15 protein-coding genes are annotated in these 15,410 nt (G+C 63.8%); 7 read left to right on the top strand and 8 right to left on the bottom strand.

Annotated features, from left to right (window positions below; all coding sequences use genetic code 11):
• The first annotated feature begins 41 nt into the window (after positions 1–41).
• Complete coding sequence (locus NKI97_RS34700; protein ID WP_352450924.1) at positions 42–1,328, top strand: NAD(P)/FAD-dependent oxidoreductase; 1,287 nt, start codon at positions 42–44, stop codon at positions 1,326–1,328.
• Between the two features lie 258 nt (positions 1,329–1,586).
• Positions 1,587–2,387: an SH3 domain-containing protein gene (locus NKI97_RS34695; protein WP_352450923.1), complete on the top strand. Its 801-nt coding sequence runs from the start codon at positions 1,587–1,589 to the stop codon at positions 2,385–2,387.
• Between the two features lie 63 nt (positions 2,388–2,450).
• On the opposite strand, the gene NKI97_RS34690 is transcribed toward NKI97_RS34695, so the two are convergent.
• Positions 2,451–3,197 (bottom strand): SDR family oxidoreductase, encoded by a 747-nt coding sequence (locus tag NKI97_RS34690; RefSeq protein WP_352457073.1) that lies wholly within the window; start codon positions 3,195–3,197, stop codon positions 2,451–2,453.
• Positions 3,198–3,471: 274 nt separating this feature from the next.
• Here NKI97_RS34690 and zwf point away from each other — a divergent pair, with 274 nt between their 5' ends.
• From zwf to edd, 3 genes are all read left to right on the top strand, one after another.
• Positions 3,472–4,941, top strand: a complete 1,470-nt coding sequence (gene zwf, locus NKI97_RS34685) for a glucose-6-phosphate dehydrogenase (protein WP_254819279.1) — start codon at positions 3,472–3,474, stop codon at positions 4,939–4,941.
• Positions 4,923–5,636 (top strand): 6-phosphogluconolactonase, encoded by a 714-nt coding sequence (gene pgl, locus NKI97_RS34680; RefSeq protein ID WP_352450920.1) that lies wholly within the window; start codon positions 4,923–4,925, stop codon positions 5,634–5,636. The genes zwf and pgl overlap by 19 nt, the downstream gene beginning before the upstream one ends.
• A gap of 73 nt (positions 5,637–5,709) precedes the next feature.
• Entirely contained in the window at positions 5,710–7,533 is a 1,824-nt protein-coding gene (edd, locus tag NKI97_RS34675) for a phosphogluconate dehydratase (protein ID WP_352450919.1), read from the top strand.
• A 147-nt stretch (positions 7,534–7,680) separates the two neighbouring features.
• On the opposite strand, the gene NKI97_RS34670 is transcribed toward edd, so the two are convergent.
• From NKI97_RS34670 to NKI97_RS34650, 5 genes are all read right to left on the bottom strand, one after another.
• A complete protein-coding gene (locus tag NKI97_RS34670; RefSeq protein WP_352450918.1) occupies positions 7,681–9,348 on the bottom strand; it encodes a vWA domain-containing protein in 1,668 nt (555 codons plus the stop codon).
• Between the two features lie 112 nt (positions 9,349–9,460).
• The gene (locus NKI97_RS34665) at positions 9,461–10,459 is read right to left on the bottom strand and encodes a GlxA family transcriptional regulator (RefSeq protein WP_352747808.1); all 999 of its coding nucleotides are present in this window, start codon (positions 10,457–10,459) and stop codon (positions 9,461–9,463) included.
• 16 nt (positions 10,460–10,475) lie between these two features.
• On the bottom strand, positions 10,476–11,375 hold the full coding sequence (gene folD, locus NKI97_RS34660; RefSeq protein WP_352683143.1) for a bifunctional methylenetetrahydrofolate dehydrogenase/methenyltetrahydrofolate cyclohydrolase FolD: 900 nt from the start codon (positions 11,373–11,375) through the stop codon (positions 10,476–10,478).
• Between the two features lie 37 nt (positions 11,376–11,412).
• Positions 11,413–11,547: a hypothetical protein gene (locus NKI97_RS34655; protein ID WP_023677431.1), complete on the bottom strand. Its 135-nt coding sequence runs from the start codon at positions 11,545–11,547 to the stop codon at positions 11,413–11,415.
• Positions 11,548–11,583: 36 nt separating this feature from the next.
• Positions 11,584–12,321 carry a hypothetical protein gene (locus NKI97_RS34650; protein WP_352838538.1) on the bottom strand — a complete coding sequence of 246 codons (738 nt, stop codon included), beginning with the start codon at positions 12,319–12,321 and terminating at the stop codon, positions 11,584–11,586.
• 226 nt (positions 12,322–12,547) lie between these two features.
• Here NKI97_RS34650 and proC point away from each other — a divergent pair, with 226 nt between their 5' ends.
• On the top strand, positions 12,548–13,363 hold the full coding sequence (proC, locus tag NKI97_RS34645) for a pyrroline-5-carboxylate reductase (RefSeq protein ID WP_352838537.1): 816 nt from the start codon (positions 12,548–12,550) through the stop codon (positions 13,361–13,363).
• A gap of 147 nt (positions 13,364–13,510) precedes the next feature.
• On the opposite strand, the gene NKI97_RS34640 is transcribed toward proC, so the two are convergent.
• The gene (locus tag NKI97_RS34640) at positions 13,511–13,669 is read right to left on the bottom strand and encodes a hypothetical protein (RefSeq protein WP_352589246.1); all 159 of its coding nucleotides are present in this window, start codon (positions 13,667–13,669) and stop codon (positions 13,511–13,513) included.
• Complete coding sequence (locus NKI97_RS34635; RefSeq protein WP_352838536.1) at positions 13,662–14,987, bottom strand: NAD(P)H-dependent oxidoreductase; 1,326 nt, start codon at positions 14,985–14,987, stop codon at positions 13,662–13,664. The genes NKI97_RS34640 and NKI97_RS34635 overlap by 8 nt, the downstream gene beginning before the upstream one ends.
• Before the next feature lie 164 nt (positions 14,988–15,151).
• Between NKI97_RS34635 and NKI97_RS34630 the strand changes: the two genes are divergently transcribed.
• On the top strand, positions 15,152–15,410 hold a 259-nt coding region (locus NKI97_RS34630; RefSeq protein WP_352747805.1), incomplete at its 3' end, for a hypothetical protein.

The following is a 15,410-nucleotide window of genomic DNA, read 5'->3' as shown; positions in this document are numbered from 1 at the left end:
TCCCCTACTCCCCTACTCCCCTACTCCCCTAGCCGAGCATCATGACCTACCAATCCCCAATCTCCCCCGGCCGCTCCTGGTACGAAGACACGGCCGGGCCAAGGCCAGAATATCCGGCGCTCGACGGCGACCGGACATGCGATGTGGTGATTGTCGGCGGCGGCTTTACCGGTCTGTCGGCGGCGGCTCATCTCGCCAAGACAGGCGCGGATGTCGTGCTTATCGAAACGCATCGTTTCGGTGACGGCGCATCGGGCCGCAATGGTGGCCAGCTCGGCACCGGACAACGGGCCTGGGCAGAGGAACTGGAAGCGGAATACGGCTTTTCCCGCGCCAAGGCGCTGTTCGACCTTGCCGAAGAGGCCAAGGCGCACCTGCTCGACTTTGCCGCGATGCACCAGATCGAGATCGACTATATGCCCGGCCAGATGTCGGTGGCGCACAAGAAGCGCTATGTCGACGACTACAAGGCGCATGCCGAGATCATGGCAAACCGGTTCGGTTATCCGCACATCTCATTCATGGATGCCGCGGAGACTGCCGAGCGGCTCGGCTCGACGCATTATTTCGGCGGCACCCGCGACACCGGCACCGGCCATGTCCATCCGCTGAAGCTGGTGATCGGCACCGCGAAAGTCGCGGCAGAGGCCGGCGCAAAGCTTTTCGAGCAGACGCCGTCGACCGGCATCACCTCCGGCGGCGGCAAGGTGAGGGTTGTGACGCCGAAGGGCACGATCACCGCCGCTAAATGCCTGATCGGGGTCAACGCCTATGGGGGCACGCTCGAACCGGTGAGTGCCGCGCATATTATGCCGATCGGCTCCTTCATCGGCGCGACGGTACCGCTGGGAGCCGATTCCAAAGTACTGCCGGGTGGCGAGGCGGTCGACGATTCGCGCTTCGTCGTGCGCTATTTCCGCAAATCGAAGGATGGGCGGCTGCTGTTTGGCGGGCGCGAGATCTATGCGGTCAATGATCCCAAGGACATCCACATCCACATCCGCCGGCAGATCGCCGAAATCTATCCGGCACTGAAGGACGTTGAGATCACGCATGGCTGGGGCGGCTATGTCGGCATCACCGTGCCGAGAAAGCCGTTCGTGCGCGAAGTGATGCCCAATGTGACCTCGATCGGCGGTTATTCCGGCCACGGCGTCATGCTGTCGAACTTTTTCGGCAAGGTTTATGCCGAGACGGTCGCCGGCAACCGCGACCGGCTGAAGCTGATCGAGGACCTGAAAATTCCACCCTTCCCCGGCGGCCGGCGTTTGCGCGCGCCACTGCTCTTTCTTGCGCTCAACTGGTACGCGTTGCGGGACAGGATTTGACCAGACGTTGCAGAATCCTTAACGAGGACGCAGAATTCCCGCCAAGGGCGCAGTGATGCCACAATCGCGGGCGAAAGATGATGCTCGTGGGCAGCTGAACGGGGAATTTTTGCGGGCCTGCCCGCTTTTGGTTGGGACCGATGCCGATCGAAATGCCGGCTCTCCGGCATGGGTCGTAAGAACATCGGCCCGCAAATGGAGGTGGCAAGTGTGAGAGAGCCCTTCAGTTTCGGCGCGCCGGAACGACGGCGCCTTGCGATGCAATTCGGTTACGATATGCGGCCGACGTTCTGGCACGGGGTCCGGTCGAACGCGCATCTGGTGATAGCCGCGCTTGGCACGGCCGCACTGCTCGGCGTTGCCGCGGTGGCACTGTGGCTGGCATTGCCGGCAAATGAGCGACAAGCGGCCGCAAGTCCTGAGCAGATCGTTCCGACCATCCCGGTCAAGACGACGAAGATCATGCCTGCCAAGGTTGCTGCGGCGCCGCGGACGACGGGCAAGGCAGATGCGGTTTCCCCAGCGGTGGCCGCAGCGGAAGCCGAGATACCAGCGCTGGCTCCCAATGATCCGCGCTGGACGGGGCCAAAGACGGCATCGGCCGCCGCCACGGCAGCATCCGACCAGCTGGCAAGCCAGACCGAGCAGGCGACCGAAAAATCGTCTGCTTCGGTGGCATTCGCCGACCCGGCAGCAAAACCCGACGCTGCGGCATTGTTTGCCAAGGTCGCGGCTCCCGGCAGCTCAACGAAAAACAGCGGGCCCGATGGCGCGCAGACCGCCGCCATCCCCACGCCCAAGCCGCAACTGCCGACGCAGACCGCGAGCGAAGACGACAACAGCACCAAGGCAAAATCCGGAAAAGCCAATACTGCCGGTACCGGACGCATCCTGAGATCCGTCACCATGCGCACCGGCCCAAAAAAGAATGCGGCCGCCATTCTCACCGTGCCGGCCAAGACATCGGTGCAAGTGATGAGCTGCAAGCAATGGTGCCAGATCGTCTACAACGGCAAGCGCGGCTGGATCTATAAGAGCTACGTCAAAACCGGGGCGTAGGGCCGGCAGAGCGATTGCGGGTCGCTCGCCATCAGCCGGTCCTCCGCCGGATAACCGGACCGTTCAAATACAACGCCCGCCGTCGACTTCCAGCGCCACGCCGGTGATGAAAGCCGCCTCGTCCGAAGCGAGCCAAAGCGCGGCATTGGCTATGTCGAGCGGCGTCGAAAGCCGGCCGAGCGGGATCGACGCGCGGAACTTCTCGCGGATCTCGGGTGTGTCGGCGCCCATGAATTTCGCGAGCATGCCGGTCTCGCCGGCAACTGGGCAGAGGCAGTTGACGCGGATGTTCTTCGGCGCGAGTTCCACCGCCATCGATTTGGTCGCGGTGATCGCCCAGCCCTTCGATGCATTGTACCAAGTGAGGCCGGGCCGCGGTCTGATACCGGCCGTGGAGGCCGTCGTCAGGATGACGCCACCGCCTTGCCGCTCCATCACCGGTACCACGGCAAGCGCTGCGTGGTAGATCGCCTTCATGTTGACTGACGTGATCAGGTCGAAGGTCGCCTCGTCGACTTCCAGCATGTCACCGTTGCGATGGGTATAACCGGCGTTGTTGACCATGATGTCGATGCGGCCGAAGGCGCTCATTGCAGCATGGACCATGTCGTCCAATTCGGACCGCAGCGAGACGTCGGTCTGGGTCCAGATCGCCTTTTCGCCGATCTCGCCGGCAACGCGCTCTGCGCCCTTGGCGTTCAGATCGGCGACGACTACGCGCGCGCCTTCCTCGGCAAAGCGCCTGGCCATGCCCTCGCCAAAACCCGAGGCAGCGCCGGTGATGATGGCGACCTTGTTTTTGAGGCGCATGCTTTTCTCACTCATCGTTGAAGACGATCGCAAACGCGTTTGGCCATGGCCATCGAAAGATGTGTGTCCATTGCCGATTTCTGCTTTGGCTTTCGCCTTGATCCCGCTCTATGCTGCACCTGCGAACGCTGCCGGAAGCATCGCTTGCCGACAAGCCTCCGGCCAGCGCCGGTGTCAAGAGCACACGCGGATGTGACGCAATGGCACTGGCAAGTTTAAATCGATTAGATTATATCAGCCGCGTTATCGCGACCGGCGTCACAGCGGACAGACCATGACCAGCCAGATCATTCCCGTCGACCCTTTCGACTTCATCATTTTCGGCGGCACCGGCGACCTGTCGGAACGTAAGCTTCTGCCGTCGCTGTACCACCGGCAGCGCGACCACCAGTTTTCCGAGCCGACGCGCATCATCGGCACATCACGTTCGAAGATGACCGACGAGGAATTCCAGTCGTTCGCCAGGCAGGCGATTGCCGATCATGTGAAACCGGAGGATATCGACGCCACGGAACTGAAGACGTTCCTCGCGCGGCTCTCCTATGTCCCGGCAGATGCAACCACAGGTGCCGGCTTCGACAGGCTGAAGAAGGCGATCGGCGACAGCGAACACATCCGCGCTTTCTATCTGGCTGTGGCGCCGGCGCTGTTCGGCGACATCTCGCACAAGCTGAAGGAGCACGGGCTGATCACGCCGAATTCGCGCATCGTGCTGGAAAAGCCGATCGGCCGCGATCTCGCTTCGGCGCGCGCGCTCAACGACCTGGTCGGCGACGACTTCCATGAAAGCCAGATTTTCCGCATCGACCACTATCTCGGCAAGGAGACGGTCCAGAATTTGATGGCGCTGCGCTTTGCCAACGCGCTCTACGAGCCGCTTTGGAATTCCGCCAATGTCGATCATGTGCAGATCACCGTGGCCGAGACGGTCGGCCTGGAAGACCGCGTCACCTATTACGACAAGGCCGGCGCATTGCGCGACATGGTGCAGAACCACATGCTGCAGCTGCTCTGCCTGGTCGCGATGGAGGCGCCGTCGTCGATGGACGCCGATGCCGTCCGTGACGAAAAGCTGAAGGTGCTGCGGGCGCTGAAGCGCATCAACGGCAACGAAGCGCCGAAGCACACGGTGCGCGGGCAATATCGTGCCGGCGCCTCGGCCGGCGGGCCGGTGAAAGGCTATGTCGAGGAACTCGGCAAGAACAGCAACACCGAGACTTTCGTTGCGCTCAAGGCCGAGATCGGCAACTGGCGCTGGGCGGGCGTGCCGTTCTACCTCCGAACCGGCAAGCGGCTGGCGACCCGCGTTTCGGAGATCGTCATCGAATTCAAGCCGATCCCGCATTCGATCTTCGGCGAGAGCGCCGGGCCGATTTCCGCCAACCAGCTGGTCATCAGGCTGCAGCCCGACGAGGGCGTCAAGCAGTTCATCATGATCAAGGACCCGGGGCCGGGCGGCATGCGACTGCGCCAGATTCCGCTCGACATGAGTTTTGCGCAATCCTTCGACGGCCGCGCCCCCGATGCCTATGAGCGGCTGATCATGGACGTCATCCGTGGCAACCAGACGCTGTTCATGCGCCGCGACGAGGTCGAGGCGGCGTGGAAATGGATCGACCCGATCCAGGACGCCTGGGAGAGCGGCAGGCAAGAGGCGCAAGGCTACACCGCCGGCACATGGGGCCCCTCGGCCTCGATTGCGCTGATCGAACGCGACGGGCGGACATGGCACGAGAGCAACTAGGCGGCGCCTACAACTGGCACGAATTTGCCGGACGCCAGGAGTTGGCGACAGCGCTTGCCGGCCACGTCGCCGGCCGTCTGTCAAAGGCGATCGCCGAGCGCGGCACGGCGCTGCTTGCGGTCTCGGGCGGCACGACGCCGGCGAAATTCTTCGCGGCGCTTTCGACCGTTCCGATCGCCTGGGAAAAGGTGACGATAACATTGGTCGACGAGCGCTTCGTGCCGCCCTCATCGCCGCGCTCCAATGCCGGCCTGGTTGCCGCCAACCTGCTGCAGAACGCGGCCGCCGCCGCGAATTTCGTGCCGCTCTACCACGCCGCGGCAAGTATCGAGGGTGCAGCGGTCTCCGACAGTGAGGCGCTGCAAGTGCTGCCCTGGCCACTCGACGTCGTTGTGCTCGGCATGGGAACTGATGGCCACACCGCCTCGTTCTTTCCGGATGCCGACAACCTGGCAAGATTGCTCGATCCGTCGTCGCAAAGGATCGTGCTTCCGGTTCACGCGGCAAGCGCCGGCGAGCCACGGCTGACGCTGTCACTGGGGCGGATCATCAATGCCGCCTTCATCGCGCTGCATATCGAGGGCGCGGAAAAACGCAGCGCATTCGAGGCCGCGCTTGGAACTGGAACACGAAAGCCCATTCGCGCCGTGCTCGATGCCACTCAAAAGCCCGTAGAGGTTTTCTGGGCACCCTGATCTCAACTTCGCTGCAGGTCCCGGCAACAGCCGGAAGGTGTTTGCGGGACCTCGCCTGAAAGGACCGACCGCCATGACCGCAAGACGCGATATCGAAGCCATCACCCAGCGCATCCGTGAGCGCTCCAAGCCCGGTCGCGAGGCCTATCTCGGCCGCATCGCCGAAGCCTCGAACCGCACCGCCAACCGGGCCGTGCTGTCCTGCGGCAACCTGGCCCACGGCTTTGCCGTCTGCAGCCCTTCTGAAAAGGTGGCGCTTGGCGGCGACCGGGTGCCGAACCTCGGTATCATCACCTCCTATAACGACATGCTGTCGGCACATCAGCCTTTCGAGACGTTTCCGAGGCTGATCAAGGACGCGGCGCGCGAGGCCGGCGGCATCGCCCAGGTGGCCGGCGGCGTGCCGGCGATGTGCGACGGCGTCACCCAGGGCCAGCCCGGAATGGAGCTGTCGCTGTTCTCGCGCGACGTGATCGCCATGGCCGCGGCAATCGGCCTGTCGCACAACATGTTCGATGCCGCCGTCTATCTCGGCGTCTGCGACAAGATCGTGCCGGGGTTGGTGATCGCGGCGCTGACCTTCGGCCATCTGCCGGCGCTCTTCATCCCGGCCGGGCCGATGACGACCGGCATTCCGAACGACGAAAAAGCCAAGATCCGCCAGCTCTATGCCGAGGGCAAGGCGGGACGGGCCGAACTGCTCGAAGCCGAATCAAAATCCTATCACGGGCCGGGAACCTGCACTTTCTACGGTACCGCCAATTCCAACCAGATGCTGATGGAGATCATGGGCCTGCACACGCCTGGCGCTTCCTTCGTCAATCCCGGCACGCCGTTACGCGACGCGCTGACCAGGGAAGCGACGAAGCGGGCGCTGGCGATCACCGCGCTCGGCAACGCCTACACGCCGGTCGGGCGGATGATCGACGAGCGCTCGATCGTCAACGGCATCGTCGGCCTGCACGCCACCGGCGGTTCGACCAACCACACCATCCACCTGATCGCCATGGCAGCGGCGGCCGGCATCGCCATTACCTGGCAGGATATTTCCGACATCTCGGAAGCCGTGCCGCTGCTGGCGCGAGTCTATCCGAACGGCCTTGCCGATGTGAACCACTTCCACGCCGCCGGCGGGCTCGGCTTCCTGATCCGCGAACTGCTCGACGCAGGCATCCTGCACGAGGATGTGCAGACGGTGTGGGGCGAAGGGCTGCGCCCCTACGCGGTCGAGGCCAGGCTCGGCGCCGACGGCGGCGTCGTGCGCGAGGCTTCGCCGCGCGAGAGCGGGGACGAGAAGGTGCTGGCGCCGTTCAAGAAGGCGTTCCAGCCGAGCGGCGGTCTGAAAGTGCTTTCGGGCAATCTCGGCCACGCCGTCATCAAGACATCGGCGGTCAAGCCGGAGCGGCGCGTCATCGAGGCGCCGGCCAAGGTGTTCGACAGCCAGCAAGGCCTGAACGAGGCGTTCAAGGCGGGGTCGCTGACCGGCGACTTCATCGCCGTCATTCGGTTCCAGGGACCGAAGGCCAACGGCATGCCGGAATTGCACAGGCTGACCACCGTGCTCGGCATCTTGCAGGACCGCGGCCAGCATGTGGCGTTGGTCACCGACGGCCGCATGTCGGGCGCTTCAGGCAAGGTGCCAGCGGCGATCCACGTGACGCCGGAAGCGGCGGAGGACGGGCCTATCGCCAGGATCCATGACGGCGATATCATCAGGCTCGACGCCGAGGCCGGGACGCTGGAGGTACTGGTGCCAGCCGGCGATTTCGCACTGCGCCGCCCCGCGGACAGCGATCTCATAGGCAATGAATTCGGCTTCGGCCGCGAGCTTTTCGCCGGGTTCCGGCAGCTGGTGGGACGCGCCGACCATGGCGCCAGCGCCTTCGGTACGGCGTGACTTTTCGACATGGAAGAGCGGCTGGTGGCCGCTCTCCTAAAGCGCGGGGCGTTCGATTGGCCTCACGCGACGCGCTTTTAGGATCTTGTTTTTATGCATGTCGTTATCGCAAAACCGCTGCACACTTTTGCGCGACATGCATTAGATCTACTGAACCGTCAGCTCGGCTCGCGCGCCGGCCCTGACCGTTACCGTGCCTTCCCTCGAGCTGTTGTCCGATTTCTCCGAAACCACCGCGTAGTCGCCGGCCGACAGAGTGGCTTGGTACTTCTGGTCGTAGGCGTAGCCGACCGACTTGCGGGTTCCGTCGATGGCCTTCCTGGCCTCGAATATCTCGATCTTCGAGGCCCCTGGCGCGGTTATCGTCAGCATGCCGGCGTTCATCGCGATCTTCAGATCCTGATGGTCGCCAACCTTGACGCTGAACGGCTGCTCGGCCACCGCAAGGTCGACCGTCGCGACCATTACATAATCGCCGGGCGGCAGATCGAACTTGCTGTCCGGACCGTAGGCATAAGTCACCTCCTGCCTGGTTCCGTCGACGTTCTTTTTCGCCTGGAGCACTTTGAAGCCGATGCCCGAACCCTCGGCCTTGTCGCCGCCGGCAGCATAATGTGCATTGGCGACGATACGCCCGACGCCGACGATGATGTCCTTGTCGATGACCCTGCCGGCGGCAAGCGGGATCGTCTCGATAACCATGCCCTGGCCGATCGTGACCGTCACCTTCTGGTCACCGGCCGGCAGCACGACTTTCGTGTCACCGTAGTAGGTCGGCGGGGTGTCGACGCCGGGATAGCCGATTACGACAGCCGCGCCGTCATCAACGTCCGCTCCTTCGCTTGGCCGCGGGTGGATGACCAGCGTGCCGGCATTCAGGTTGAAGTGCGGTTTGGCGACCTGGCCAGGCTCTATCTTGATCTTCTGTTCGGCCCTGGCCTCGCCGGCACGCGCGACGACGATATAGTCGCCCGGCTCCAGATTGCCCTTGTAGGTGCCATATTCGGTGGTGACGAGATCGCCGCGCGTGCCGTCGGAATTCGCCTTGTAGATCTCCCAGCCATTGCCGTCGGTGACGGGATCGCCACCCTCGGCAAGCACGACGGTGGGCACGAAATTGGACTCCGCCGGCTGGGCGGGCGCCGGCTGGGGAGCAGGCTGCGGGGCGGGAGTCGGTTCAGGGGCGGGTGGCGGAGGCGCAACGGTCTCGACGAGGGCGTCCTGCAATGCCTTTTCATCCGACGCTTCGATATATTTGCCGCCGGTATTGTCGGCGAGGCAACCGACCTGCTTGCCCTCGGCCGCCGTCAGGCCGAAGCCGACGACATTGACGGTGAAGTCGACGCCAGCAGCCTCTAGTTCCTTGCCGAGCGCACAAGGATCGCCGCTACATGTCTCGATGCCATCGGTGATGAGAACGACCGTCGCCTTGTCCTCGGTGTATTTCAATGCTTCCGCCGCTTGCTTGACCGCAGCGGTCAGCGGCGTCTTGCCCTGAAATTTCAAGCTGTCGGCCGCGGCTGAGATCGCACTTGCCGAGCCTGCCTGCGGTGGCACGATGAGTTCGATGTCGCCGCAACTGGCCTTCTCGCGATGGCCATAGGCCATGAAGCCTATTTCCTCCTCGGCCGGGACCGATTGCAGCACGTTCCGCAGCGATTGACGGGCGATTTCGAGCTTGGGCTTGCCGTCGATCTGCGCCCACATCGAGCCGGAGGCATCGAGAATGACGATGACGCGATCGGCGGCGAAGCCGAACCCCGTCGTCCACAGCAACAGGGCCGCCGCAGCGACGCTCTGCACAAATCCCGCCATCAAAAATCTCCCCCGTCAGTCGCCGCCGCTCGGCGCCGGAAAGCTATTTGACGCCGGGTCGCGACACAAGCCCGGACGGAGTACGAAGCTGCGTCGCCTCTCTGCCAAACCCTCAATAGGCCGTGCGGCGTTCCTCGGAAGGCGGCCGGCCGAATTGCAGCCGGTAGCTCTGGGCAAAATAGGAATGCGAGGTGAAGCCGGTGGCGATTGCCACGTCGAGGATCGGCATGTTGGTCTGGCGCAGCAATTCGCGCGCCCGCTCGAGCCTGAGCCGCATATAATAGCGCCCGGGCGTCACACTGAGATGGCGCAGGAACAGGCGCTCGACCTGGCGCACCGACAGGCCCGCCGACTTGGCGAGCTGCACCGCCGACAGCGGCTCGTCGAGATGGTCGGCCATCAGCTCGACGATGCGGCGCAGCTTCTCCGACTTGCCGGTCAGGTCGCGTTCCGGGCCGACGCGCTGGCGGTCCCCGGCCGAGCGGATGCGCTCATGCTGGAACTGGTTGGCGACGCCATTGGCGAGGCTCGAGCCGAAATCACCGCGCACGATCTCCAGCATCAGGTCGATCGATGTGGTGCCGCCGGCGCAGGTGTAGCGCTTGCGGTCGATCTCGAAGACGTTGCCGGTGCAGTTGATGTCCGGAAAGCGTTCGAGGAAGCCGGCGCGGTTTTCCCAATGGATGGTGCAGCGATAGCCATCGAGCTGGCCTGCTTCGGCAAGCAAATAGGAGCCGACCGAAAGCGCGCCGAGCGCATTGCCGCGCCGGCCCCAACTGCGCAGCGCTGCCAGCACCTTGCTCTTGCCGGGAAATTCCGTCGTCAGCCCGACCGAGACGAACAGGATATCGACCGGCGGCAGATCGGCAACCGCGTAGTCGATCTTGAGCGGCAGGCCGTTGGACGCCATGACGGCGTCGCCGTCGGCCGACACCGTAGTCCAGCCATAGAAATCGCGGCCGAGCAGCCGGTTCGCCGACCGGAATGTGTCGATTGCCGCGGCCAGCGAGAACATGGAGAACTTGTCGACCAACAGAAACCCGAACTGCCGCCCGCCCTGAACGGGATCAATGGTGACCGGCCGTTCTAAGGGAACAGTGAGGTTCGGCAAGGACGCTGCTTTCTGGTCAGAAGGAAGGCCGTTTCAATCCGGCTGCGAGATAGGCGGAAGCTAGCGTGTTGGCCATCAGCATGGCAATGGTCATCGGTCCGACGCCGCCAGGCACCGGCGTGATGGCGCCGGCCGCCTTCGCTGCTTCGGCAAAGGCGACGTCGCCGACGAGGCGCGTCTTGCCTTCGCCCTTTTCAGGTGCGGCGACGCGGTTGATGCCGACATCGATGACGGTGGCGCCAGGCTTGACCCAGTCGCCGCGGACCATTTCAGACCGGCCGACGGCGGCGACCAGAATATCGGCGGTGCGGGCAAGCGCCGGCAGGTCCCTGGTCCGGCTGTGTGCGATGGTGACGGTGCAGTTGGCGGCAAGCAGAAGATTGGCCATCGGTTTGCCGACGATGTTCGAACGCCCGACGACGACCGCATTGAGACCGGACAGGTCCTTGCCGCGCACGCGTTCGATCAGCAGCATCGAGCCGGCCGGCGTGCAAGGCACGAAGGCGGTCTCGAGTTCGCCGGTGCCGAGCTTGCCGACATTGATGAAGTGGAAGCCGTCGACATCCTTCTCCGGCGCGATGGTCTGGATGATCTTGCCGGAATCGATATGGCCGGGAAGCGGAAGCTGTACGAGGATGCCGTTGATGGCCGGATCGGCGTTGAGCTGGCCGATGATCTTCAACAGGTCCGGCTCGGAGGTTTCGGCCGGCAGCGTGTGCTGAACCGAATGGAAGCCGCATTCCTTGGCGGTGCGGGATTTGGAGGCAACATAGACCTGGCTCGCCGGATCCTCGCCGACGATGACCACGGCGAGACCGGGCTGCCGTCCATCCTTTTCCGCCAGTTCGGCGGTCAGGGCCTTGACCCGCCGCACCACGTCTTCGGCGACGCTTTTTCCGTCAATCAACTCAGCCATGAACCACCCTCGACGCCTATCGCGTAAGCCTGCCGCGTTAAAACATCCATGCGGCGCGCTCCAGATATCTTTTATGCAGGCCGTTGCCCAGAACCATGCGCTGCGGGCGGACATGCAGCGCGGCATTTTCACGAAAATCGAGCCGGGCAATCCCGTCAATGCGCCGTCCCATGCCGTTAACTCGAAACCGGCATGTTTTATTCGACGCTCAGAAATAGCGGCGGCGCGCGCGGTTTTCGGTGAGCTCGCGAACGACCTCGCGGAATTCGCGCAGGCTGGCGCGGATTTCCTCGATCTGGCTTTGCTGATCGGCGGCTTCCGAGGCCTGATTTGCCTTCCTCGACCAGGCCTGAGTACGGGCCGAATGCGGCGGCGGGGGTTGCTGCGGATAAGGTGCCCGACCGGCATAGAACGGCTGCGGGTGGAACGCAGGCGGCATCGCTGCGGTGGAATTTGTCGCGGCGGAAGTCTCACCGGACGCCATCTCCTCCGGCGCTCTGCCAGGCACGAGCCGGCGCAGCGCCGACAACACGGCACCGATCGCGCCTGGACGTTTGGTGCGCGCGACCTCGACCGACGGAGCGGCAGGCGATGCTGCCCGGTACGCGGCGCGATCGGCGGAACCGGCATCGGGGCCGCCATGGGAGCCAGCGGGGTCGAAAAAAACATCGGCAGCTGCAGCCTCTTCCGTCAGTATGGTGCCGCCCCCTGGCTCATCAGGATCGGGCTGGCTTATGCCGGCGGCTGCCAACAGGATCGGACTGGCACGCGCTTCGCGGCGCGAGCGGGCAAGACGATGGCGTGTGGCGGCATCCTCGCGCCATGACGGGCCTGCGCGGTCCTCTAGCGAAACCAGCGATGCTTCGTCCTCGCCGCGCACCGCCTCGACGAGCGACAGCAAGGACTGCTCGTTCCTCCAGTGTTCACGATTTTTCCTATAAGCCATGGTTTCTGGAGCCTTCCCCTCGGGCTGGGACCTAGCGACCGCCACTGGTTAAGCGATGCTAAACAGGCATAGCAAATAAAAGGTTAATTTGGTCGCCGCGCGGCTGCGCGACTACATGCGCATCCCAACCGCAAGGTCGGGGTTTCCGCCTGATCACGGTCCCAACAGGGCTTCCCCGCCCTGCCGCGAACGTCTATGGGGAAGCCATCTCTATGGGAGGCTTTCGATGACGATCAGGCTTGTTCTCGCCGGTTGCGGCAATATGGGCTACGCCATGCTCTCGGGCTGGCTGAAAGCCGGCAAGCTGGCTCCGGCTGCGGTGTTCGTGGTCGAGCCCAATGCCGAGTTGCGCAAGCGTGCCGAAGCACTGGGCTGCGCTGCTGCCGCGGATGCTGGCGCCATCCCGGCGGACGCCGTGCCGACCGTCGTCGTCATTGCGGTGAAGCCGCAGGTGATCCGCGACGTGACGGCTGGTTACATCCGCTTCAACGATGGCCGGACCACCTTCCTCAGCATCGCCGCCGGAACGCCGGTGGCCACGTTTGAAGGTATTCTAGGCGACCGCGCGCCGATCGTGCGCTGCATGCCCAACACGCCGGCGGCGATCGGCAAGGGCATGATGGTGGTGTTTTCCAACAGGCTGGTTTCCGACGAGACTAAACGCTTCGTCGCCGACCTGCTTTCGGCGAGCGGGCAAGTGGCCGATATCGACGACGAAGCCCTGATGGATGCGGTGACGGCGGTTTCCGGGTCGGGGCCGGCGTATATCTTCCATTTCATCGAAGCGCTGACCGTGGCCGCCGAGAAAGCCGGCCTGCCGACCGGGACTGCCAAGCTCTTGGCCATGCAGACGGTCTACGGCGCCGCATCGCTGGCCGCCGAAAGCGGCGAGGAGCCGGGCGTGCTCAGGCAGCAGGTGACCAGCCCCAACGGCACCACGGCTGCGGCCCTTGCAGTACTGATGGGCGAGGACCGGCTGACGCGCCTGCTCACCGAGGCGGTGGAAGCGGCGCGGCTGCGGTCGATAGAGCTGGGGAAGTAGGGCTTCTGGGGGAGCCGGTCGGCGGTGATGGTCGACCGTTCCTTTCGGCAATAGCAACCGGTAGAAAAGCCGTTACGCGGCGTTCCTTCGCGCCCTCCACTGTCCTGCCGACATCAAAATCGCGATAGCCTAGAATGTCGACAGATATCAGCGATGTCCCCACAAGTCGTCGATCTCGTCCTTGTTCACGGGCCGCCCGTCTTTGCCGGCTTTGGCTTTGAGATCATCTGCAATCGCCGCGAGCCGCTCTGCCAGAGAAGGGCGTCCATTTTCCCGCTTCAACTCGGATTCACGGACCTCAGCCATCACCAAGATTCCCATACAGCATCTCGTCCTGCAGCCGGCGCAAGGCGAACAGCCTGGTCGTCGGGTCGGGCGCGGCATTGTCGGCGGTGAGCAATTCGCCTTTCCTCACCGGTTTCAGCACCTTGCCGCCTTCGAGCAGACCGACCGGCACGGCGCGATGGGCGCGGGCCTGTTCGACGGTCATGGTCCAGGAGCGGTAGCAGGTCTCGCCGATCGCATCGAAAACCTCGCCTGCCGCCAGATCGCGCTTGGCCACGGCGCAGACCTCGGCCACCGGCCGCGGCAGCGGCACCATGTCGGGCTTGCCGTAAAGCGCGATGCGAGCGGCCGTCAGCGGCACTTCCAGCGAGGTCAGATGGTAGGGCCTGAAGAAGCTGTAATAGGGACCGTGGCCGATATGCAGATCGTCCATGCGCTCGATGATGCGCGGATGCGTCGCCTCGACGATGACGAAGACGCCGGGCGCCACGCCCTTGCCGACGGTGTAGTCGACGACGCCCTTCTTCGACAGAATGCCGCCCTGCTCGCGCGGGATCAGCACCTTGACCAGCTCGTCGCGATCGGCCTTGGGGCCGTGCATGCCGGGAACGTCGGGCACCAGCCCGGTGGCGTTGGCAATGGCGCACATCTCGACCATGGTTTTCGAGCCGTCGACGAACTCGACCAGCATGCGCGGATTCATGTTGCGGCGCAGCGCCTCCTCGCGGTAGTCGTCGGGAACGGCGTCGTGGTTGAGAGGGTTGTTCTTGCCCTTGCCGGCGGAGACGATGGTGTAGCCGAGCGCCGAAGCGAACTCGATCAGCTCCATGCAGCTCGACGGCTCGTCGCCAGCGCCGACCGAATAGACGACGCCGAGCCGGTCGGCCTGCTGCTTTAGATAGCAGCCGATGGTAACGTCGGCCTCGACATTCATCATCACCAGGTGCTTGCCGTGCTGCATCGCCATCAGGTCGAAATCGGCGGCGACCCCGGGCTTGCCGGTGGCATCGATGACGACATCGATGAGCGGATTGGTGACCAGCATCTCGTTCGAGGTGATGGCGATCTTGCCGCTTTCGATCGCCTGGCTGACCTTCGAAGCGCTGTCCGCTTCGGCTGCCATCGCCTGGTCGCCATAAGCAATGCGGATGGCCTCACGCGCCGTATGCGGGCGGCGCGTCGAGATCGCGCAAACCGAAATGCCCGGCATCAGCATGCCTTGCGTCACCAGGTCGGTGCCCATCTCGCCAGAACCAATGACGCCGATGCGCACCGGGCGGCCTTCCGCGGCACGCTTGGCAAGATCGCGGGCAAGCCCGGTCAAGGCGACATTGGTCATACTGGAAACGTCCACTGCTTTTTGATTTGAAGCGGGAATAGCAGGGAACGGCAACCCATTGCCAATCGAAACCGGCCGCGGCGGTCTTTTCTTGCGCATGACCCCGGAAACCAGAATTGTTCCTATGAAGACATGCACCCGGCCGAAGGACTAACGAGGGTCCTGTGGCGCCAAAGGCCCGCGTTGAAGCGGCGGAACGGGCCGTTAAGCCCGGATGGATCGCAGCCAAGAAATGTACGGAAATTCTTAGTCATTCTTTTATGCAATCCTGCTTTAATAGGGAAATGGACTGGCGTGCCCGCATTTTTAGGTGTTTTTTCCGCGCTATGCGACCGATCGGCGAGAGCGGCAACGTTGCTACTATTTTTGCTCTGTCTTTGCCGATTGTCGTCGGCGGTGCGGGCCTCGGTATCGAGACTTCCT

The organism is Mesorhizobium sp. M0296, from assembly GCF_040321675.1.
Lineage (GTDB): Bacteria > Pseudomonadota > Alphaproteobacteria > Rhizobiales > Rhizobiaceae > Mesorhizobium.
This window is presented reverse-complemented; position numbering and strand designations above follow the sequence as displayed.

What these genes read in the sequence shown, in the direction of transcription:
- pgl (WP_352450920.1), top strand. Translation starts at nt 4,923, where the DNA reads ATGGCACGAGAGCAACTAGGCGGCGCCTACAACTGGCACGAATTTGCC.
- zwf (WP_254819279.1), top strand. Translation starts at nt 3,472, where the DNA reads ATGACCAGCCAGATCATTCCCGTCGACCCTTTCGACTTCATCATTTTC.
- edd (WP_352450919.1), top strand. Translation starts at nt 5,710, where the DNA reads ATGACCGCAAGACGCGATATCGAAGCCATCACCCAGCGCATCCGTGAG.
- NKI97_RS34695 (WP_352450923.1), top strand. Translation starts at nt 1,587, where the DNA reads ATGCAATTCGGTTACGATATGCGGCCGACGTTCTGGCACGGGGTCCGG.
- NKI97_RS34655 (WP_023677431.1), bottom strand. Translation starts at nt 11,547, where the DNA reads ATGGGACGGCGCATTGACGGGATTGCCCGGCTCGATTTTCGTGAAAAT.
- NKI97_RS34670 (WP_352450918.1), bottom strand. Translation starts at nt 9,348, where the DNA reads ATGGCGGGATTTGTGCAGAGCGTCGCTGCGGCGGCCCTGTTGCTGTGG.
- NKI97_RS34690 (WP_352457073.1), bottom strand. Translation starts at nt 3,197, where the DNA reads ATGCGCCTCAAAAACAAGGTCGCCATCATCACCGGCGCTGCCTCGGGT.
- NKI97_RS34640 (WP_352589246.1), bottom strand. Translation starts at nt 13,669, where the DNA reads ATGGCTGAGGTCCGTGAATCCGAGTTGAAGCGGGAAAATGGACGCCCT.
- proC (WP_352838537.1), top strand. Translation starts at nt 12,548, where the DNA reads ATGACGATCAGGCTTGTTCTCGCCGGTTGCGGCAATATGGGCTACGCC.
- folD (WP_352683143.1), bottom strand. Translation starts at nt 11,375, where the DNA reads ATGGCTGAGTTGATTGACGGAAAAAGCGTCGCCGAAGACGTGGTGCGG.
- NKI97_RS34650 (WP_352838538.1), bottom strand. Translation starts at nt 12,321, where the DNA reads ATGGCTTATAGGAAAAATCGTGAACACTGGAGGAACGAGCAGTCCTTG.
- NKI97_RS34635 (WP_352838536.1), bottom strand. Translation starts at nt 14,987, where the DNA reads ATGACCAATGTCGCCTTGACCGGGCTTGCCCGCGATCTTGCCAAGCGT.
- NKI97_RS34700 (WP_352450924.1), top strand. Translation starts at nt 42, where the DNA reads ATGACCTACCAATCCCCAATCTCCCCCGGCCGCTCCTGGTACGAAGAC.